We start from the raw sequence: 20,113 nt of genomic DNA, 5'->3' as shown, positions 1-20,113 counted from the left end.
TAAGAATTAATTAATACTGTTCAGTATTAATTAATCCTTATACAAAAGGACAATGAAATACATATTTCATTAAGACTATTGCGGGTTAATTTGATTAAGAAAATGCTGCTTTTCAACCTCTACCGGTATCTTCCTCAACTCTTGAAGGAACCTCTCTTGCTCATCAATAAAAGGACAATGTGATGAATCCTCAAATGTAACGAACGCTTTATGGGGAGCTTTGACATGATCATAAAATGTAAGTGCTTGATGATGTGATGTTAGGTGGTCATGTTTTCCTTGGAGTATATACACAGGTGTGTCTATGTAATGGATACTGTCCATTAAGTTGGATTTGCCATTGTTTCACCAAGTGCTTGATAAGAGTAAAATGCACCTCTGAGAATGTTTATTCTTTCCTTTAGTGTATATAGTGGTGTTCTTAAAATATCTTTCAAGCTTTCAAAATTTGAGTACCCATCTCTCAAGAAACCCGCTCCGAATTTTTCTGTATACTTACTTCGTATGGTATTGTATTTCTGATTTTTATAATATTGATCATCAAAAGGATAACCTTCAATTTCTGTGATCCACTTCTTATTCCCAACCTCTTTAGCCTTTGCTAAAACATAATTAAATGTTTCTCTTTCTGACTCTTGAGGTGTCCCCACTTGACCTATTCCAATGTATGCATGAAACAAATGTGGCTCGACCTTAGCGGCTAGGCTTGCTACTATGGTTCCCCATGAATGCCCTAATAAGTATAGTTTATCTACATCAAACTTATTAATTATGTACTTACTAATTTCTATGGAATCACTAACGACTTGTTCAATATTTAAACTGCCGTCTGACACATACGACATTCCGGTCCCACGTTGATCATAATAACAAACAGTAAAATACTTATAGAATTCTACATTTTTGGCTTTTGCTATGGGGTATAAAGGAAATCCAGGTCCTCCATGAACCACTAAAAGAACGGGCAAGGAATCATCTATTGTTTCTCTAATTAGTCCGTGTTTAACACCATTTATCTCAACGTAATCCTTAGTAGATACTAACTTAGTACCGCTTTTAGCACCCGAATGACTATTAGTAGACACTCTCTCAACTCCTAAATTTTAATGATATACCATCAAATATGAAGAAAACTAACTATAAATAAATCATACTACAATAAACATATTATTCCATCAAAGAAGCACTTGCTGCAGGCAAGTGCTTCTTTGATTTTGATTCATTCACTTATTAGGTAGTTACAAATGCTTTTAAAACAGTTTCTATCTTTTCAAATAATCCTATGTTATCTATAATTTTTACTTCCTCTCCATAAATCAATTCATGATCTAGTTTAGGAAAACCACTTTCGTCTATGGTAAATTGAAAACGTACATTTGGTAACCCACTTAAATAGAAAGTTCCCCAGTTCTTCTTTTGTTTAATCTTCAACTCTGTTATAAACATATCCATGATGTTCATCCACCTAACCGGTTAATAGAGTATATTAAAATTATAGCAGATATGAGAAAAAAATTAATTTCGGTCATAGTATTTTTTAAGTGAGTATCTATACATGTCGAACGATTGTTAGTTGGGAAATAGAATGATCTACTAGTTTTCAAATCATTTTCTCATATAATTAAAAGTAGAAACTATTACATTAATTGGAGTGATGATGATGAAAAAACCAAACGTTCTACTTAAATCCACTATGATTACGACACTATTACTATCAAGTACGCTACTAGTAACCACTCCGATCTATGCACACACTGAAAATCAGCAACTATCCTACAAGACTCTTAATGATTTGCTAACGGATGATGGGCACAGCGGATGGTCTTATTCCGGTCTAACCGGTCCTGAGTATTGGGGAGAGTTAAGTAAAGACTACAAGGCCTGCTCTAAAGGGGAGGAACAGTCCCCTATCGCTTTACACAATGAAGATACCTCAAATGAAAAGTGGTCTTTCGATCTGGACTATGAAGAAACCGAGTTTTCAATTGAAAACAATGGCCATACCATTCAAGCGAATGTAGAAGGGTCATCATCTAATACATTACATTTAAATAATACTGAATATAACCTTGTCCAATTTCATTTCCATTCACCAAGCGAACACACCTTAGATGACGAATACTTTGAGATGGAAGTTCATTTGGTACACCAAGACCATAATGCAAATTTAGCTGTCCTAGGTGTTTTAATTGAAGAAGGCGAACAGAATGAAACGCTTGCAGGTATGTGGGACTTAATGCCGGAGGATCAAGGAGAAGCAACTGAAACGATTACTCTTAACCCATCTGAATTAGTACCTAGTGATTTATCAACGTTCCAATATGATGGTTCTCTTACTACTCCACCTTGCTCAGAAGATGTGAAATGGAGTGTGAGTGATTCTACAATTAGTCTATCTTCTGAACAACTTCAGGCTTTTCAAGATCTATACCCAAATAACTATCGTCCGATTCAAGACTTAGGTAATAGAGAAGTTGGATTTCACTATTAAGATATGAAAAAGACCAGCAGACATAGCGTTTGGTGGTTTTATTTGTTGTGAAATTAAAGCGGGGCGCTTAATATTCACTCGTCTAGAAATTGCTACACCGTAATGGGTAAATCCAAATAATATTAATACATTTAGTTATGGAAATACACAGCCGCTTGAAAAAATTTCTGAACTTCATCCCCAAAAATTCAAATAATCGTATTGGGAAATTGACTAAATTCGACCAAAAACAAAGTAGTGCTGTTATCATGATTGTAAGCGTTATCTTAAAATGGTTTTGTTTTTAAAAAGATTTATAAAACGAATAGGAGAGTGATTGTATGACTGTTTTAAAGAAGTCGTCAATATTATTGTTAAGCTTTGTCTTGTTAGTCTTAACGTATTTAGTATTTGCTAGTTCCGAAGCGAAAGCAGCTAATGGATTTCAAGTGAGTGGTAACACTCTTTATGATGCGACAGGTAATGAATTTGTTATGCGTGGAATTAATCACGGTCACTCTTGGTTTAAGGATGATTCAGCTACAGCGATTCCAGCTATTGCTGAAACAGGAGCTAATACCATCAGAATTGTTCTTTCAGATGGAAGTGAATCTACAATAGATGATATCACTTCAGTAAGCAATGTTATTTCGTTAGCTGAAAGTAATAACCTGATTACTGTTCTAGAAGTCCACGATGCAACGGGTAAGGATGATCTTGAATCTTTGAATAGCGCTGTGAATTATTGGATTGATATTAAAGAAGCTTTAATTGGTAAAGAAGATACGGTTATTATTAATATCGCTAACGAGTGGTATGGATCTTGGGATAGTGTTCCGTGGGCAGATGGATATAAACAGGCTATACCTAAGCTCAGGGAAGCAGGACTTGAACATACGATAATGGTTGATGCTGCTGGTTGGGGGCAGTATCCAGCATCCATTCATAATTATGGAAAAGAAGTTTTTGATTCAGACCCAGCCAAAAATACGATGTTTTCTATTCACATGTATGAATATGCGGGAGGGGACGCTGAAACAATTAGAGCAAACATTGATGGTGTTTTGGATGAAGGATTAGCGGTAGTCGTAGGAGAGTTTGGACATCGCCATCACGACGGGGATGTAGATGAAGAAACAATCATGAGTTATTCGGAAGAAAAACGAGTCGGATGGTTAGCGTGGTCTTGGAAAGGAAACAGTCAAGATGTTGAATATTTGGATCTATCCTATGATTGGGCGGGTAATAATTTGACAAATTGGGGAGATACCATCATTAACGGGCGAAATGGAATTAAAGAAACGTCTGAACCAAGTGGAATCTATTCATTCTCTAATTTGGTCAAGTGAACTCCATAGAAGGCCTTTCTGAACTTAAAGGGTTATGTCCTAGGATCTTGCTTAGAAAACAGATACAACCGTTAACAAAGGTTATGTTGGATTGTTACTTATGTAAGATTCACTTGAACAAATTCATTTATATGTACAGAAAAAAGAGGCTTAAATAGCCTTTTTTTCTTGATCATCATATTAATTCCACGTACCTTACTATGTTAACTAAAACAACATTTAGGTATTAGGATTAGTAGGGGCTTGCTGCGGTTAAAGGTCGGTGTAAAAGGAAAGAAAACGAGAGCCAATTACAATCTACTTAACCAATGTCTATTAAGTTGGTGCCCTGATTTTTGCTCGTGTGAACTTCTAATAATCCAATTAGAAAGAGGCTTAGGGTATAGAGAAGTTGGATCTCACTATTAAGATATGAAAAAAGACCAGCAGACAAAGCATTTGCTGATCTTTTTCTTATTTTGAGTTAGCTCTGTAATAATGAGTGTGAATATAGTGATAAAAAGATGGCTAGATTAAGTAAATGTTCATAAGAGCTAGAGTTAGAGATTTCCTTCATTTTTATTGTTGGTTATGCCTTTGCTTTTAATGAATAGATCACACTGACAAAATCACCTTTCATTACAGGTATATCCAATCCAATTTGTTCGAGGCGATCTCCATAATCAAATCGATTTTGTTCTTTAATAAAATACTGCCAGTTACGGTTCAATCCATTTAATTTAATTCGTTTTTTAATTGGGACAGGTTCTGCTAATACTCTAAAGAAAAAAACAATGGCTTCCTTCTTATCTTTAGACACAAACATCCAACTCGTTTCATTTTCATTAAATGGGCTTTTTAAGCGGTAAAAATCTCCATATTGAATGAGCGGTCGGATTTCTTTGTAAGTAGTAACTTGTTCTTTGACACTTTGTTTCTCTTCATTCGTAAGCTTTGTCAAATCAAGTTCATAACCAAATGTACCAGACATTGCAACATCTCCTCGTATATCAAGAGGTGTTAATCGGTGAACCTGATGATTTGGAACCGTAGAAACATGAGCACCTATGCTACTAATTGGATAGACTAAGCTTATTCCGTATTGAATCTTTAATCGTTCAATAGCGTCTGTATTATCACTTGTCCATGTTTGCGGCATGTAATGGAGCATACCTGGGTCGAATCTTCCCCCACCACTTGAGCAGCTTTCAAATAGAATATTAGGAAACTCAGATGTAATTCGCTCTAGTAAACTATACAGGCCCAGTACATAGCGGTGTGCTGTTTCTGCCTGATTTTCACATAGTAAGTTGGCTGAGCCTATCTCTGTAAGACTACGATTCATATCCCATTTCACGTAACGGATGGGTGCCGATTGAAACAAGTCTTTTAGAGTAGAATACAAATACTCCCGAACATCCTCTCTCGTTAAGTCCAGAACGAGCTGACTTCTATGTTCTGATCTTCTTCGTCCTTCTACATGGATACACCAATCTGGGTGTTCTCTGTAAAGGTTACTTTTAGGTGATATCATCTCTGGTTCAACCCATAGCCCAAAGTCCATACCCTTTTTGTTAATACTCTCACCCAAATGTTTTAAACCATTAGGAAGCTTTCTATGATCAACAGACCAATCACCTAAAGATGTGGTATCGTCGTCTCTTTTCCCAAACCAGCCATCATCTAACACAAATAATTCAATTCCAGCTTCCTTTCCTTCTTCAGCAATCGCATGTAGCTTTTCTTCATCAAAGTTAAAGTAGGTCGCTTCCCAGTTATTCACCAAAATTGGTCGCTCTTTATCACGGAAATTTCCTCTACATAAACGTTCTCGGTATAATGAGTGAAATGTTCGCGACATTTGACCGATTCCGTTTTGCGAGAATACCATCACGGACTCAGGAGTCTGAAACTCAGAGCCTTCCTTTAGCACCCAGTTAAAATCAAATGGATTAATTCCTAGAGACAGTCTTACCGATTGAAAAGAATTGACCTCTGCTTCAATTTTAAAACCACCACTATAAACTAAGCTAAATCCGAATGCCTCACCCCGGTCCTCATCGGTCATGGGCTTAACCAATGCCATAAAAGGATTAAGTTGATGACTACTCATTCCTCTACGACTTTCAATAATGGTACTACCAGAACTTAAGGCACGCCGTTCAATATTTCCTTCCCGTGCCCAAGCACCTGATAAATAAACCGATTCAAATAAATCTCCCTCAGGAAAATCAATACTTGCACTTAATGCACTCCAAAGGCGTAATAATTGCGTACCCTTGTTCTCAAATCTAGTATTTCTGCATATAACAGACCGATCATGAAAAATGGTATACGATAAATAGATACTAAGACTAGCGTATGAATCATAGAGTTCAATCTCTAACGTTTCTGCTTCACTTTCTTTCTCAGTATATACAGATGGAAGACCCGCTAATGGAGTTTTCCCCTTAATAATACGATGACCTTTATAAAGAGCTTCAGTAACCCTTGTTCCATCTTCAAGCTGAACTAAATATGCGGGATGTCTAAAATCCCCCGTACCATATTGAGGGTATTCTTGTGGTAATCGATCTAACCCGTATTTTTCATCATCTTGTACAATATCTACTAGATTCTGATTATCATGTAACCGCGCCCCCCAATATAGATGAACAGGGTAACCTTCGTTAATGGACAATACGTAACTCATCTCTTTTGATTGGAGATGAAACAACCCTTCTTCTTTGTGTGAATAAATAACCATACATAACCTCCGATACTTTTTTAATAGTAAGTAATACGGTAAAATATTTAATAAGACAACTAGGAGGAGCTAACTCTATGTCTCAAAAAATGGTTTATGTTCCTAAGGATATTCATTTTCTTGATTTGTATCTGCATAATTTCGGTGAAGAAAAATGCACACCTTATCATTCATATGGGCCTGCTATTAGAGAGTACCATCTTATACATTATGTTCTTAAAGGAAAAGGAAGTTATAAGATTGACAATCAACTGTTTGAGCTTTCAGCTGGTCAAGGTTTTTTAATTCCTCCAGATGTTGTATCTTTTTATCAAGCAGATGCAGAATACCCATGGCAATACTGTTGGGTAGGTTTTCATGGCCTTCAAGCAAAGCACTTTATTAATCAGACCTCATTAACAAAAAAACAACCGATTTTTCAAGATGAAGACGCCTCATTTGCTACTCACATTACACAAATGCTTGAAGCGAACTCTGTATTAAGACAAACTGCCTTTTTATATCTATTACTTGATGACCTGACGAAATCAAATCCTCGTCAAGTTCAGTTTGATCTAACGGATTCCAAACAAGAGAACTATGTTAAAATGGTCATTGATTTTATCGATATGCACTTTTCTGGTAAACTTACAGTCTTTCAAATTGCTAGATTTGTTGGTCTTGACAGAAGCTATCTCACATCTCTCTTCAAAACATATATTGGTCTAAGTATTCAGGAATATCTCGTTAATTATCGATTATCGAAGGCTTGTCTTCTCTTGAAAAATTCTGACCATGCAATTGGGGACATTTCACGTTCAGTCGGCTATCCAGACTCATTGTTATTTTCCAAGTTATTTAAAAAGAAAATGGGAATCTCCCCTAAAAATTATAGAGTGGAACAAAAGCATAATAGGGAAGAAAAGGAGGAGGCCCAATAAAAGGGCTTCCTGATTTTTATTTTTTATCATATTCCGTTCGTAGCTTATCACCCAACTTCTTAAGTTCATCTTCAACATCTAAATCTTTATTATTGATCTGATCAATGACCGGCTGAACATTTGTAAGAGCTTCGGATTTTTCAGGGAAAAAGCTCTGTACAACCGTGTTTTCTTCCATAGCTTTTGCTACAATTGCGATATTATCAGGTGCATAATGACTTGTTCCAAATGTATCAGCAGCTCTAATGACAGAAGGATAAGCACCAACGATATCGGCTTGAATCTCTTGACCTTTTCCATGAGTTAGAAACTCAAGTAATTTCCAAGCTTCTTCAGGGTGTTCGGTTTGTGAACCAATGGCAACTGGAAGTCCTAGCAGCTGAGACTTATTACCTTCCTTCCCTCCAGGCATTTCTTGAATATCCCATTCAAAATTCCCGTCTTCTGCATATGCACGCCAATGCCACGGACCAGCTATACCCATCGCTGCTCTACCAGCTAAAAATAGATCGCCTAAGCCTTCAGATTCAGTAGCCGTTGGTGAAACTTTATGCAAGTTAGATAGATCACGAATCCATGAAATGGCTTCAACAGACTCAGGAGTATCAATTAGAACTTCTGTTCCATCCATACTGAATACTTCTCCACCATTTTGAAGTAATGCTTCCATCCAATAGTATCCACTAGTTCCAAATTGGGTTATTTTTCCGTTCTCCTCTATAGTTAAGTCTTTTGCCTTCTCTAAAAAGTCATCCCATGTCCAACCTTCTTCAGGGTAGTCGACACCCGCTTCATCAAACATATCCTTGTTATATACAATATGATGAGTAATTAAATCCCGAGGTAGGGCATACACATTCTCCTCGTATCTCCCCATCTCCCACGCTCCAGGAAGCCACTCATCTTCACTTAATCCTGCTTCTGCCAGCAACTCATCTAATTCCATTAATAGATTCTGACTAGCAAAGCTTTGCAAGGCTGTATCTCGAACCCAAGTCACGTCAGGCTGATCTCCCCCCGCAGACATGGTTACAAATTTCTCGTTCACATTATCGTAAGGTACATGGATTAGTTCAACCTTTATTCCTGGATTCTCCTCCTCAAATACATCCAAAATTTCTTTGTCGCCTTCAAGCTCTGCAGGCCCATTTCCCCATGCAAGCATTCTTAACGTAACGGATTTATTATCGGAGGCATCCCCATCTGACTCACTTCCGCATCCAACCAAACCGGTAATTAGCATTATTCCTGCTAGACCCATTAGCCATTTCCTCTTCATAAGAACTCCCCCTAATTTATTATCCTTTTATACCTGATAAAGCAATTCCTTCAATAAAGTGCTTTTGTGCAAAGAAAAAGATAAGAACAAGAGGCAATATTACCATCGTACTAGCAGCCATCATAGGGCCCCATTGCATGTTGAGTTGACCATTAAATAGTTGAATACCTAAAGCGAGAGTATATTTACTTGTATCATTTAGATAGATTAATGGTGTTAAAAAATCATTCCAGCTCCCCATAAATGATAGAATTCCGACAGTCAATAAAGCGGGCTTAGATAGCGGAACAACAATTCGCCAAAACACTCCAAATGTCGAGCACCCATCAATGATTGCGGATTCTTCCAGCTCCTTTGGAATGGCTTTAAAGAATTGTCTTAATAAGAATATAAAGAAAGCGTTACCAAAGAATGCTGGGATGATTAAAGGTAAAAAGGTATTTACCCAACCTAAATTAGAGAAGATAAGGTAAACGGGAATCATTGTCACTTGAGGTGGAAGCATCATAGTGCTTAGCAAAATAACAAACCAAAAGTTCCGTCCTCTCCCCTTAATCCTTGCAAAAGCATAACCTACTATTGAACTTGAAACGATTGTCCCAAGGACTGTGAATCCAGTAACGATAATTGTATTCATGTAAAACCTTAAAAATGGTACAAGTTCGAAAACCTCTTTGTAATTGCCCCAATCAAATGGAGAAGGCAAAATGGATGGTGGGTATGTTATCGCTTGAGACTCTGTCTTTAATGAGGTACTAACTAACCAAATAAACGGTAGTATAAATAAGATTGAAAAACCGATTAAAAGCGCGTAGATCATTATTCTGTCAATCGTTCTACTCTTCTTGTAACTTTTATGTGTTTTCATATTGGGATTTATTATTGCTTTCTCCACTCTACTCACCCCCTCTATTAATCATCGTACTCATAGTAGACCTTCTTACCAAAGAATTTAAACTGTAGAAGTGTAAATACGAGTATAATTAAGAACAATATCCACGCTAATGCAGAAGCATAACCCATCTTAAAGAATTGGAATGCATTCTGATAGAGATAGAGAACATAAAATAATGATGCGTAGTTAGGTCCACCATTACTCATTACATATGCTTGAGTGAAAACTTGAAACGATCCAATTATCCCCATTATGAGATTAAAGAAAATAACGTGCGAAGTCATAGGAACGGTTACATTCCAAAACTTTCTGAACTTACCAGCTCCATCAATTTCAGCAGCTTCATATAGGCTTGGAGGTACTCCTTGCAGACCGGCTAAATAAATAACCATTCCTCCACCTACACCCCATAACCCCATGATAATTAAAGCTGGTTTAACCATTGATTCACTAAGTATCCAATTAGAAGTAGGTAGATTTAAAAAATTAAGAACCGCATTGGCTAAACCAAATTCTGGCTGAAAAATGAGAAGCCATAATAAAGAGCTTGCTACAGCTGGAACAATAGAAGGTAGATAAAAAATCGTCCGAAACACTCCCATAAATTTCACTTTTTGATTTAATAAGACAGCTAGTAAGTATCCAAATACTAAACTTAGTGGTACTCCAAAAAAAGTAAAATAAAAAGTATTCCAGAGCGTTTTCCAGAATAGCGGGTCATTAAAGAGTAAATTCTCATAGTTTTCTAAACCTATCCATTCAGCCCCACCAAAGATCTGCCAATCAGTAAATGACATGTATAAAGAATAAATCATTGGCCCGGCCGCTAGCACTAAAAAACCAAACAACCAAGGTGAAATAAACAAATAGAATATCAGCGTCTGATTATTTCTTCTTTTCTTTCTACCAGTCAATACCCACCCCTCCTTATAAAACCAGCTAAATTGTATGCGCTTTCATTAGTGGTATTTTATCTTATTATCTCGCATATAAGATATGGATTTATACGTTGAGAATATGGTTAAATGCTTGTTATTATATAATCTCTAAAACATCAAGCGAATCATAGTAAAATAAGCCAGGTAAAAATCATATGATTTTTACCTGGCTTATTTCTATTCTTTTTCTCTTAATACTTAAGCGTAGAATGCATCATTACACAGCTTTGACCTTTGTAAGTATCATAACTCCATAAGGCCCACTCTGCTGTTCGAATATAGCAAACTGACTACTAATATCTCTTACGGTACTAAGGTTCCAGCTCCATTTGCGATCAAAAAGCGGATCCTCGCCGCCTTCTGGAAAGACAAATCCAAAGTTAGGATACGAATCATACGCATAAAAATCGAGTAACTCATTTGTTAATTGATGATGATTCAAATGACCAAACTTTTGATGAGGATTGTCTGATTCAGCTGGAGTCACTCTTGGTAAAAAGACCTGTTCCCAGTCAGAGGTAGAGAAGGGTATAGGAGAGTATTGGTTTGATAAAGAAACGTTCTTTGAAGTTAAGAGTGAAATTAGTATGAGTTCCGAGTCAGAAGAGCAAAACCTTGATTCAGCAGTAACAGCTGGAGATACTGTATTTGAATATGAATTAAATCCTGACTTTGATGAAACATTATTTCAAGTACCTGAAGACCTAGAAGTAGTAGATAGTGAGGTAGGAGATACGATTGGAGAATAAAATTTTTATTTTCGTTTAATTAAAAAGACGTTATGTAATTGGCAATTACATAACGTCTTTTTAATTCTTCAGATAAATAAAAGATATATCTATCTAATGAGACAGTGGAGTCTGCCTTTTGTGTCTTCTTTATTTCCTATTATATTAGTAAACATATAGTTAACCCTCTTACATTAGATTAACGTTAGTAACTCGGTTCTTTAGTAACTTCAACTTTTGTTTTACTCTTTAAGCATTAATAGACGTAGGCCGTTCGCTGTCACAAGCAGAGTGGTACCCATATCAGCGGTAAATGCAATTCATTACACCGACTCTCGAAAAAACAATGAGACATCTTTTCTAAGTTTTACTCAAAGGTAGCTTTGCAATCCTTACGATCTACTAGCGATTGTGGTGATAAGCGCAACAATCAGTAGCATCATCACCCTCATCTTTTTTATAAAAATAAATCCATTAATCCATTAATATAGACAGTATGGAGTGTGGTCTATTTGTCACGAGGTGGGAATTAATTGTGTAAGAGGCTTGTTTGGCCACTTTGTCATTAATTTCACTTACCATACTATTCTACAAATATGATAAGTCTATTACACTCATTATGAATCTATTCATTTATGCTATAATTAGCATAAAGATAAAATAGAACAGCTCGAAGGGCGGCGACACCTCTATGAAAGGAGGTGTTTGCCTTGACGATTTATGAAGCGCATTCTTTGGCCAATCAACAACTGGCCAACTTTATAGCAATAGCCGGTGTTTTTGTTGCCGTTATAGCTATTGCTGTGACTGTCGTGCTTTATATCGTTAGAAACACCAAATAGCCCTTAGAGCTGAAGACTCGAATAAGGGCTATTGTAAAAATACATGCGCCAACCTTTGAGTTGAATACTTATTTTACGCCTGTCTCTGTGTTAGTAGCACATGGACAGGTCTTTTTAAGTATTCCTGAATACCTTTAGTTTATACTCTATATCTAAATTTATCAATCATAATATACAAATACACACGTGCACTTATAAATCTAATAATTATCGATCTCCTCGTAAATACTGATCACTTGGATATTCTACATACATGCTTTCACTTATCTATTTCCTTTTTGGATATTGGATTTGATTTAACGTAACCCCAAAATAATTAAACTTCCCCCTTGATATAAGTAATCAGGGTTAACAACTCAAATCTCAATTCCACTTTCTTGCGAGTGACCGAAAGGCTTTGAAAAAATTAATCGAATTCAACGAAATCAATTATTTAAATAATCTGATTAATTGGGTATAATGGGAATGAACGTTCTATTCTATTTAGATAGTAGAGGAGGTGCCCTAATGACAAAGCATTCTGGAGGAAAAGTAGGTGCCGCAGGCAAAGCATTATCAAATCCCAAAACTAGTTCCAAACAGAAAAGCAAAGCAGCAAAAACATTGAACAACCACAAAACTAAGAATCATTGAATTGGTCTATTTAATAAAACCGGCGTTCTTTAGTTCATCGGTTTTATTAATTAGTTGTAAAAGTTAATTTTGCGCTTCAATATAAACTTATCCACTATTAAAGTTCAATGATTAGTTTAATTTTTACTGTTCAGTATTAAGTAATACTTAACTATATTAATAAATTAAAGGACAATGAAATACATATTTCATTGTCCTTCAATAAATCTAAACTCTATCACCCACTAATCCTTTAGCTTTAGTTATTAATAGTTGCTTTCTAATCTTAATAAATTCATTGTAATCCTCTGATATTGCTGCATTATAAGCTTCTTCATTAATAAAGTTACTATCAAGAACTTCAGTAAACTTGTTACCTAAAATTCCTCTTAGATTTTTTAGATATATAGAGGGTCTGGAATCAGATATTGTTCGATTATTACCCATATTCAAAAGACATATATTTGCGTGTGTATCCATTTCTTTAATACCTGAACTTTTTAAGAAAGCTTTGGGAAAGATGTGATGATATTCATGACGGTTTACAACTGCCAGAGCTTTATTAGTATTTATTCTACTTCCATCAAGTAAGCTCAAAGGTTGATTATGTGCTAAAAGTAATCCAAATGTTTTACTACTTGCTTTATTTAACCTAAAGTTCTCACTACTGAAATTTTTATAATCTACAGGTTTAGTGATAGTAAGTTGATTAATTTTGTTTAAACCAAAATCTCTTATATTCTTTAGATCTAATGTGATTTGAGCTGTATTAAACGAAGCAAAATATTTACTTAAAGCCACTTTCCAAAACCATTTTTTTAATTCTTCACGCTGCATTATTGTTGGATTTGGACAGACATTAAAAAATTCAACTAAAAAAGTTAACTGCAGTGAATATGGAAGGTATACACTAGATGTAATTGGCAACTCTCTAGTCATAAAATCTACAGCTCTTTCATAAGCTAATTTACACATTTTAGAAGATTCTTCGAGTGTTTTTGAATCTAAGTTCCTTAATTTGTTAATATCATCTCTATTCATGCCATATCCATTAACTGTAGAGATATTTCTTAAAATTTCTATTTCTGGAACGCCCTCGAAATTCTTAGTTGAAAGAGATTCTCTAATAGTATCAATACTATTACTAAGATCGAATTCACCACTCCATGTCGCTGCTCTCATCAAATCAACCATAGTAAGCCTTCTACCTGTGCTATTAATACGTTCAAATATGGGTGCGACTTCATTTACAGACATATTACCTATAATAACTGCAGCAACTTTATAATTTTTTATAGCTTCTAATAATCTTCCAGCATTTTTTTCGTATTTTTCCTTTTTATCGTGTCCTTCGAATTTTTTTAATTGATTAATAAAATCGAAAGTACCTAGCAGTTTATTTAGAGGAAAATATTCGAATTTATCCTCACCATCAGGATATAAAAAGGTTTCTTTATCTAGATCGAAAGATATATTCCACATACTTTTTTGATTAACCCCATCCCAATATAGAGCACCACATAGAGTAGACAATCTTTGTTGACCATCTAGTAAATAATTGGTGGGATATTCTTCAGGCCTTTCATTTATTTCTAAATCTCCAATTCTTCTTTCACTTGCCAACTTTTCTTTAGTTAACCAAAGTAAAATGCTCCCTATAGGATATCGGTTATAAATGCTATCCAATAAAGCCAATATATTTTCTTTTTTCCATACAAAAGGTCTTTGAAACTTAGGTAATTTAATATCTCCACTTTTAACGTTTATTACTAATTCTTCGATTCTTAGTACTTCTGGTTTAGGATCATTTTTATAACTCATTACAACCTCCATTAAATAGAACATTTAGACCTAATTATATACCTAATAAAGTAATTTAAATAGTATTTTTAATATTTACTAGAAACTTTACTACTGTTAATTTCCCAGTGGGTAATCCTAATTTTCACTACAGACCGTAAATATCAATTTGTGGACGATTGTTTCTCAATTACGAAAGAGTAGGAGTTAGTCTTGGTAGAATTATATTATTGTGCTAATCAGGTGTTTAAAAAGATTAATAGTCCTAATTAACAAATAAGAGTAGTTTCTGCAGTTTAAAACATAAAGTTTTTAATCACTCTATAAAAAAATAAAACCAACGAAGTATCTTACGTCAGTTTTATTTAAGATCTAATTATTAATTAGCAAGTGAATCTCTTGATATCAGTCATCAGTTGAATATTTTATTAGATTTCCCTTTTTAACTTCTTCGATCATTTCATTTACTCGACCTTCAAATCGTCCCAAAATTTGCTCATTTTCTTCACTTAAGAATAATACGCCTATGTCACACTCTTCACTTACAAATTTTGATTCATCTTTTATTTCTCTAAAAAGTAATAACATATATAAAATAGTATCGACTAAACTATGTTCATACCCTATTTCTAGGTTAAACTTCTCTTCAAATACAAAGACCTTTTCTTTGTCATCTAGAAATTCTCCAGGATAAAAAATAATTATATTTCCATGGTTAGCAAGAAACAATTTATTTTCTCCTATATCGTAACAAAAACCACCTAATCGCATTAAAATTTCTCCGTTCTCATTACCACCAACCCAAGAGGACATTAATGAGCTTCTATTTATATGTTTTTTCATATTCGGCTCAGAAAAAACAGATTTATTATATGCTTCTTGATACACGTTTATCATATCATCGGTATCTCTAATATTAGTATAATTAAGGTTATCTTGAAAAAGATCTATAAAGTCAGCATATCCAGCTCCTGACGTCCATCCTCCTGAATTATAAGGAACAAGCTTAGTTTTTGAATCATCATACCCATATTCTTGATTTTCCCCGAAATTAAGTCTACGATCTGATAGAATAATTGAAAATTGATTAGTAGCATACCCTAATATAACTGTAATAACTATCATCTCTCCTAACTTAATAAATTTTTATAACTGAATTTCTATATATAGTAATATTACTATGAAATATACATAGACGCTGCCAATTTAAAATAATAATTCATATTGATTTATTAAGGTTCTTATCTATCATTCTAATAATTCATTCTTTCTTCTAATTAAAGTTCGCTTTTGAATTCCGGTCATCTCTTCAACCTGCTTATATGTACATGTCTCCAACAATTTCAAAGCATGAAGCACTTGATGCTTTGAATGCTTCCTTGGTCGCCCCTCCCGAAAATCCGGCCGCTGCCTTGCAATTATTTTTCCTTCCTGGGTCCGTTCCACGATCATATCTCTTTCGAACTCAGCAAATGAACTCATGATATTAAAAATCAGTCTTCCAGTAACTGTATCCTCAACAATCCCCATATTTAGGATATGAACTCGTACACCCTTATCAAAAAGTGTCCGAACAGTTTGAATTGCGTCAACAGTCGATCGAGCAAAACGATCTAACTTTGTAACGACCATTGTATCTCCTTCTTTTAACTCTTCAAGAAGTTTCAGGAATTCCGGTCGTTCTTTTTTCGTTCCTGTAAATTTTTCGGAATAAATCTTCTCGCAGCCTTCTTCTTTTAATCGATTCAGTTGCACTTCCAAATCTTGAGAGACTGTACTCACTCGGGCATATCCATATTTAGTCAATTTCACACCTCAAAATCACTCTATTTATGTCACTAAGTTTAGACACCTTATAAACCTTAATTCTATGCGAGTGAATTGTCGGTGTCAATTCTTAATAGTTTTGACACCGGAGATGATCATATATCTAATTTGCAAATAGGAGTAATCAAAAAACTATAATAGGATGCTAAAAAAAGAAGGTGTCTCTATAAGGAGACACCATTCTTAATATTACTTATCCATCACAAACCCCGTCTTCGAAACCTGCTCCTCACTCAACCACTCAGCTTCTATTAATCCATTCAACCAGCTCTCTTCAATCGAATCAGCTAGTTCCTTCTCATTAACCTTTGTTGAGATCTCGGCAATCGTATCCCCTTTGTATGTCCAGATTTCTACATCTGCATCGATGCCTAAGTACTGGCCTTCATATGTTTGCGCTAGAGCAGGACCATATGGAATGGTTTGACTTAATGTGTTTTGGTACCAGTCTTCATTGTCCCAATTTCTATATTTCTTAGGAGCTTCATCTTTGAAAAGGTTGACCGCGTAGTCGACATTAATGCCATCAAAGGTTAGTTTTTTGTTCTGTTTAAATGTTTCTTTACGGCTGATGGAGAAGGTATCGGTGCCTTCTTTGCGGTCGTTTTCGAATTTGTAGTTGGACATGTCATTGTGAAAGCCTTTGGCTGTTGCTTCTGCGATGGCGTCTTCTACGGATACGCCTGGGAAGACCTTTTTATAGGTGATGTTTGTTTTCTTATCACTTGCGTAGACGCGTAGGCGGTGAATGTATCCTTGATCACGGAAGGTTTGGTCGGCTGTATCAAAGTAATAGACTTTTACGTCTTCATCATGTGTGGCGTCAAATGCGTTAACGATGTCCTCGTGATCGGAGAAGGCATCAAGATCGAGGTTGAATTTCACTTCATAGCCTGGGTCAATTGGACTTTCGGCTTGAGCGGGATGGGCTGTACTTGTAAGAAAAGCAAATGTTAAGGCGGCTACAATACTAGTTTTTTTCATGAGATACGTCCTCCAAGGGTTGGTTTTTTAGAATGAGTTCTAAATCTCGTTCTTTGCTGTGGAAGAAAATCGTGTTTCTAGCATCGATCTGTCGGACAAGTACTTGGAGATCTTCGCGATCCGGGTGAGATTTGTAAAAGGGAGAGTGTTCATTTTTATAGATCCCTGTTTGAATGACTGTACCGTCGGATGCTTTTCCTTTTAATAGATAAATACCTGGTTGCTTCTTGTTTTTAGCTATCTGCAGGCGATCACTGCTCAGCATAGCTTCTAGTTCCAGAATTCGCTCATGACGTAGGTTTTCGGGATGCTGCAGGTAGCTGTACAGATGCTCGTGTAACGGTCGATCGATAAAAAAAGTACGATCAGGAAGTAGCTGATACAGAGTGAATAAGAGATCACAGGCTTTTCCAGAGATCGTGATTGGAATGAGATATTTTTCTAATGGGTCAGCGAGTAGAGCTAGGATGTTTTTGATACTTTTTTTGTAGGGCATGGTGTAAGTCGCATGCCCGCTATCAATCAACGCCAGGTCAAAGGAACGTATGACAGGTGTGTCCGTGACCAAAAGGGGAGAGGTCAGCGCTAGATCTCCAGAGAAGAAGATATCTTGCTGGTTCACATGAATGATGTACCAAATGCTTCCTAGCATATGTCCGCTATAGCCCCAGGTGATGCTTAGGTTTTTGGTGATGACAAGTCGCTTGGCACGTGTCTGCTTAGCAAAAGATCGAAACTGCAAATGATCCAATGGAGCGACTGGATACTTCTGACGCCAGAGTGGTAGGATCGTAGCTAGTTGCTGGATACTTGCTTCAGACATCCAGACATCTCCTTTGAAGCCTTTTTCCACGAGCAAGGGCAAAGCTCCAATATGATCATTATGTGTATGAGAGATAAAGACGGCTTGAATTGATTGAGCGATGTCTTCGGTGATATCTGGATAGACTTCAGGTGTTCCATTGCGTACGCCGCAGTCGAGCATAATGCGTGTGTTGGTTGTGCGGTCGGTTAGGATAAAGCAATTCCGACCGTATTCTTTTACGCCTCCGAGAATGGTTACATCGATCATGTCTTAGTTCGTAAGGCTCTTCGTTGCAAGGTTTCAATGATGAAGATACATAGAATGGTTAAGAGCACCGTGACAACGGCCATGGCCATTCCTTTTGCGACATCTCCTTGTTCAAACTGGCTATAAATGAATGTTGCACTTGTTTCAACGGACGGCGGAAGAATAAGTAAGGAACCAACAAGTTCACGCATGGAAATAATGAATGTCATAACCCAACCAGCTAAGATGCCTTGACCTAATAGGGGCAACCAGACTCTGATGAGAATGAGCCACTCATTCTGGGCAAAGACCGCATTCGATTGATGAATGGACGAATGAAGCTGGGACAGGGCAGACTTTGTATACTGCACGGAGTACGGCAGGAACAAGACAATGTACGTTAGAATCGGCATCCAGGTTGTGTTGTAGATCGTCGTTGGAAACCACGGTGTATTCCAGAACAGGATCAGACCAACAACAAAGACAATACCCGGAATGATATTAGATAGAATACTAGTGAAATCGACAAGCTGTTGTGATTTCTTTTGCCCCGCGCGTATAAAGAGTGCGGCACTGAAACCGATCACCGCAGCGATTGTTGAGGCGATAAAGGCAAAGTTAATGCTATTCATCAATGCCGTGAAGCTGGATGAGCCGATGGTAAACAAATCGGCGTAGTGACTGAATGTCAGGTTAGTTAGATTTAACCCGTCTCCTCGTATTTTAAGTAGAGACGTGACAATAATCGAGAAGTACGGTACACCAATCGACAGGCCGAGAATGATGAACACATAACCACTGGAGAGCACTCGAATGAGTAGAGAATCGTTTGGATTCACTGTGGATCCTGACTTCCCAGAATGTATGCCATACGAATATTTTCGACTGATGATATTTTGCAGATACCAAATCACCATACAAATACTAAGTAAAACTAAGGATAAGCTCGTAGCCGCAGAGATATTGATCGGCCAGCGTGAGAGATACGCATGAATGTCCGTAGTTAACACGTCATAGCCAATTCGTTTTCCAAATGTGGCAGGTGTGCCAAATTCACCTAATGTCTTAATGAAGACGAGAAGACTTGCTATGACATAGCTTGAGATGAGTAATGGTAATACGACACGAATCCAGTTTAAGACGGGATTGCCTCCATAGATTAAGGTTGCATCCAGGAAAGAGCCGTTGATTCTCATCAAGGCATTCTTCAGCATCAGATACAAAAATGGATAGAGATGCATACTCATGACGAATACCATGCCAGCGACATTAAAGAAGGTGAAGGGAGCTTTTCCCCCAAAGATCTGCTCATAATAGCCGTTGTTTTGCATAAATAAAATCCACCCCATGGAACCGATATATGGAGGGGTCATAAAAGGAATAACAAAGACAATATCCAGCCAATTGCTTTTAACTAGAGCGGTTTTTGTTCGGATGATGGCGAGTGGCAGGGCAATACAAGTGGTAGCTGCGATCACATAGACGCCAAGTAATAGAGAGTTCTGCATCGTTTGAATGATGCTATTAGTTGAAAGAACAAAACGCATCGATTCAAATGATAGGGAGCCCTCGTCCACAAATGTGTAGATGAGGACTGAAATAAGTGGTGCTACTGCTAAGAGACTCAATATTAGAAGCAGCACTGTAAATGGGGCATGCCTGCGTACAATCACATGTATTCCTCCAATAGGTT

General features: G+C 36.5%; 20 protein-coding genes. 6 read left to right on the top strand and 14 right to left on the bottom strand.

Translation table 11 applies throughout. From position 1 onward, the window contains the following. Positions 1 to 75 precede the first annotated feature (75 nt). From J2S05_RS20500 to J2S05_RS18945, 3 genes are all read right to left on the bottom strand, one after another. Positions 76 to 324: a serine aminopeptidase domain-containing protein gene (locus tag J2S05_RS20500; protein ID WP_370873663.1), complete on the bottom strand. Its 249-nt coding sequence runs from the start codon at positions 322 to 324 to the stop codon at positions 76 to 78. After that, on the bottom strand, positions 324 to 1,085 hold the full coding sequence (locus J2S05_RS18950; RefSeq protein WP_306985619.1) for an alpha/beta fold hydrolase: 762 nt from the start codon (positions 1,083 to 1,085) through the stop codon (positions 324 to 326). The genes J2S05_RS20500 and J2S05_RS18950 overlap by 1 nt, the downstream gene beginning before the upstream one ends. Before the next feature lie 145 nt (positions 1,086 to 1,230). Then, positions 1,231 to 1,452, bottom strand: coding sequence for a hypothetical protein (locus J2S05_RS18945; RefSeq protein WP_306985618.1), 222 nt, complete (start codon positions 1,450 to 1,452; stop codon positions 1,231 to 1,233). Between the two features lie 208 nt (positions 1,453 to 1,660). Between J2S05_RS18945 and J2S05_RS18940 the strand changes: the two genes are divergently transcribed. Both J2S05_RS18940 and J2S05_RS18935 read left to right on the top strand, forming a co-directional pair. Beyond that, complete coding sequence (locus tag J2S05_RS18940; RefSeq protein ID WP_306985617.1) at positions 1,661 to 2,491, top strand: carbonic anhydrase; 831 nt, start codon at positions 1,661 to 1,663, stop codon at positions 2,489 to 2,491. Between the two features lie 320 nt (positions 2,492 to 2,811). Next, positions 2,812 to 3,819, top strand: a complete 1,008-nt coding sequence (locus tag J2S05_RS18935; RefSeq protein WP_306985616.1) for a glycoside hydrolase family 5 protein — start codon at positions 2,812 to 2,814, stop codon at positions 3,817 to 3,819. A 568-nt stretch (positions 3,820 to 4,387) separates the two neighbouring features. Here J2S05_RS18935 and J2S05_RS18930 read toward each other — a convergent pair. After that, on the bottom strand, positions 4,388 to 6,544 hold the full coding sequence (locus J2S05_RS18930) for an alpha-galactosidase (RefSeq protein WP_306985615.1): 2,157 nt from the start codon (positions 6,542 to 6,544) through the stop codon (positions 4,388 to 4,390). A 77-nt stretch (positions 6,545 to 6,621) separates the two neighbouring features. Between J2S05_RS18930 and J2S05_RS18925 the strand changes: the two genes are divergently transcribed. Further along, positions 6,622 to 7,464: an AraC family transcriptional regulator gene (locus J2S05_RS18925; RefSeq protein ID WP_306985613.1), complete on the top strand. Its 843-nt coding sequence runs from the start codon at positions 6,622 to 6,624 to the stop codon at positions 7,462 to 7,464. Between the two features lie 16 nt (positions 7,465 to 7,480). Here the strand turns inward: J2S05_RS18925 and J2S05_RS18920 are convergent, their stop codons facing one another. From J2S05_RS18920 to J2S05_RS18905, 4 genes are all read right to left on the bottom strand, one after another. Further along, positions 7,481 to 8,743 (bottom strand): ABC transporter substrate-binding protein, encoded by a 1,263-nt coding sequence (locus tag J2S05_RS18920; protein ID WP_306985611.1) that lies wholly within the window; start codon positions 8,741 to 8,743, stop codon positions 7,481 to 7,483. Positions 8,744 to 8,762: 19 nt separating this feature from the next. Beyond that, complete coding sequence (locus J2S05_RS18915) at positions 8,763 to 9,638, bottom strand: carbohydrate ABC transporter permease (protein WP_306985609.1); 876 nt, start codon at positions 9,636 to 9,638, stop codon at positions 8,763 to 8,765. A 17-nt stretch (positions 9,639 to 9,655) separates the two neighbouring features. Further along, positions 9,656 to 10,552 (bottom strand): carbohydrate ABC transporter permease, encoded by an 897-nt coding sequence (locus J2S05_RS18910; protein ID WP_306985607.1) that lies wholly within the window; start codon positions 10,550 to 10,552, stop codon positions 9,656 to 9,658. 241 nt (positions 10,553 to 10,793) lie between these two features. Then, a complete protein-coding gene (locus J2S05_RS18905) occupies positions 10,794 to 11,018 on the bottom strand; it encodes a hypothetical protein (RefSeq protein WP_306985605.1) in 225 nt (74 codons plus the stop codon). A gap of 22 nt (positions 11,019 to 11,040) precedes the next feature. Between J2S05_RS18905 and J2S05_RS18900 the strand changes: the two genes are divergently transcribed. From J2S05_RS18900 to J2S05_RS18890, 3 genes are all read left to right on the top strand, one after another. Beyond that, on the top strand, positions 11,041 to 11,325 hold the full coding sequence (locus J2S05_RS18900) for a hypothetical protein (protein ID WP_306985603.1): 285 nt from the start codon (positions 11,041 to 11,043) through the stop codon (positions 11,323 to 11,325). 689 nt (positions 11,326 to 12,014) lie between these two features. Continuing rightward, on the top strand, positions 12,015 to 12,146 hold the full coding sequence (locus tag J2S05_RS18895; RefSeq protein WP_306985601.1) for a hypothetical protein: 132 nt from the start codon (positions 12,015 to 12,017) through the stop codon (positions 12,144 to 12,146). A gap of 507 nt (positions 12,147 to 12,653) precedes the next feature. After that, positions 12,654 to 12,779: a hypothetical protein gene (locus tag J2S05_RS18890; RefSeq protein ID WP_306985600.1), complete on the top strand. Its 126-nt coding sequence runs from the start codon at positions 12,654 to 12,656 to the stop codon at positions 12,777 to 12,779. A gap of 207 nt (positions 12,780 to 12,986) precedes the next feature. On the opposite strand, the gene J2S05_RS18885 is transcribed toward J2S05_RS18890, so the two are convergent. The 6 genes from J2S05_RS18885 to J2S05_RS18860 all read right to left on the bottom strand — a co-directional run bounded on the left by J2S05_RS18885 (position 12,987) and on the right by J2S05_RS18860 (position 20,093). Continuing rightward, the gene (locus tag J2S05_RS18885; protein WP_306985598.1) at positions 12,987 to 14,579 is read right to left on the bottom strand and encodes a DUF262 domain-containing protein; all 1,593 of its coding nucleotides are present in this window, start codon (positions 14,577 to 14,579) and stop codon (positions 12,987 to 12,989) included. 384 nt (positions 14,580 to 14,963) lie between these two features. After that, on the bottom strand, positions 14,964 to 15,683 hold the full coding sequence (locus tag J2S05_RS18880; protein ID WP_306985596.1) for a hypothetical protein: 720 nt from the start codon (positions 15,681 to 15,683) through the stop codon (positions 14,964 to 14,966). Between the two features lie 123 nt (positions 15,684 to 15,806). After that, positions 15,807 to 16,364: a recombinase family protein gene (locus J2S05_RS18875; protein ID WP_306985594.1), complete on the bottom strand. Its 558-nt coding sequence runs from the start codon at positions 16,362 to 16,364 to the stop codon at positions 15,807 to 15,809. A 210-nt stretch (positions 16,365 to 16,574) separates the two neighbouring features. Further along, complete coding sequence (locus tag J2S05_RS18870) at positions 16,575 to 17,369, bottom strand: hypothetical protein (protein WP_306985592.1); 795 nt, start codon at positions 17,367 to 17,369, stop codon at positions 16,575 to 16,577. Then, positions 17,356 to 18,441: an MBL fold metallo-hydrolase gene (locus J2S05_RS18865; RefSeq protein ID WP_306985589.1), complete on the bottom strand. Its 1,086-nt coding sequence runs from the start codon at positions 18,439 to 18,441 to the stop codon at positions 17,356 to 17,358. The genes J2S05_RS18870 and J2S05_RS18865 overlap by 14 nt, the downstream gene beginning before the upstream one ends. Further along, the gene (locus J2S05_RS18860; protein ID WP_306985587.1) at positions 18,438 to 20,093 is read right to left on the bottom strand and encodes an ABC transporter permease; all 1,656 of its coding nucleotides are present in this window, start codon (positions 20,091 to 20,093) and stop codon (positions 18,438 to 18,440) included. Before J2S05_RS18860 ends, J2S05_RS18865 begins: the two co-directional genes overlap by 4 nt. Positions 20,094 to 20,113: the final 20 nt, after the last annotated feature.

The sequence above is a fragment of the Alkalicoccobacillus murimartini genome, from assembly GCF_030813245.1.
Lineage (GTDB): Bacteria > Bacillota > Bacilli > Bacillales > Bacillaceae_D > Alkalicoccobacillus > Alkalicoccobacillus murimartini.
This window is presented reverse-complemented; position numbering and strand designations above follow the sequence as displayed.

What these genes read in the sequence shown, in the direction of transcription:
- J2S05_RS20500 (WP_370873663.1), bottom strand. Translation starts at nt 324, where the DNA reads ATGGACAGTATCCATTACATAGACACACCTGTGTATATACTCCAAGGA.
- J2S05_RS18945 (WP_306985618.1), bottom strand. Translation starts at nt 1,452, where the DNA reads ATGGATATGTTTATAACAGAGTTGAAGATTAAACAAAAGAAGAACTGG.
- J2S05_RS18940 (WP_306985617.1), top strand. Translation starts at nt 1,661, where the DNA reads ATGAAAAAACCAAACGTTCTACTTAAATCCACTATGATTACGACACTA.
- J2S05_RS18935 (WP_306985616.1), top strand. Translation starts at nt 2,812, where the DNA reads ATGACTGTTTTAAAGAAGTCGTCAATATTATTGTTAAGCTTTGTCTTG.
- J2S05_RS18930 (WP_306985615.1), bottom strand. Translation starts at nt 6,544, where the DNA reads ATGGTTATTTATTCACACAAAGAAGAAGGGTTGTTTCATCTCCAATCA.
- J2S05_RS18925 (WP_306985613.1), top strand. Translation starts at nt 6,622, where the DNA reads ATGTCTCAAAAAATGGTTTATGTTCCTAAGGATATTCATTTTCTTGAT.
- J2S05_RS18920 (WP_306985611.1), bottom strand. Translation starts at nt 8,743, where the DNA reads ATGAAGAGGAAATGGCTAATGGGTCTAGCAGGAATAATGCTAATTACC.
- J2S05_RS18890 (WP_306985600.1), top strand. Translation starts at nt 12,654, where the DNA reads ATGACAAAGCATTCTGGAGGAAAAGTAGGTGCCGCAGGCAAAGCATTA.
- J2S05_RS18885 (WP_306985598.1), bottom strand. Translation starts at nt 14,579, where the DNA reads ATGAGTTATAAAAATGATCCTAAACCAGAAGTACTAAGAATCGAAGAA.
- J2S05_RS18880 (WP_306985596.1), bottom strand. Translation starts at nt 15,683, where the DNA reads ATGATAGTTATTACAGTTATATTAGGGTATGCTACTAATCAATTTTCA.
- J2S05_RS18870 (WP_306985592.1), bottom strand. Translation starts at nt 17,369, where the DNA reads ATGAAAAAAACTAGTATTGTAGCCGCCTTAACATTTGCTTTTCTTACA.
- J2S05_RS18865 (WP_306985589.1), bottom strand. Translation starts at nt 18,441, where the DNA reads ATGATCGATGTAACCATTCTCGGAGGCGTAAAAGAATACGGTCGGAAT.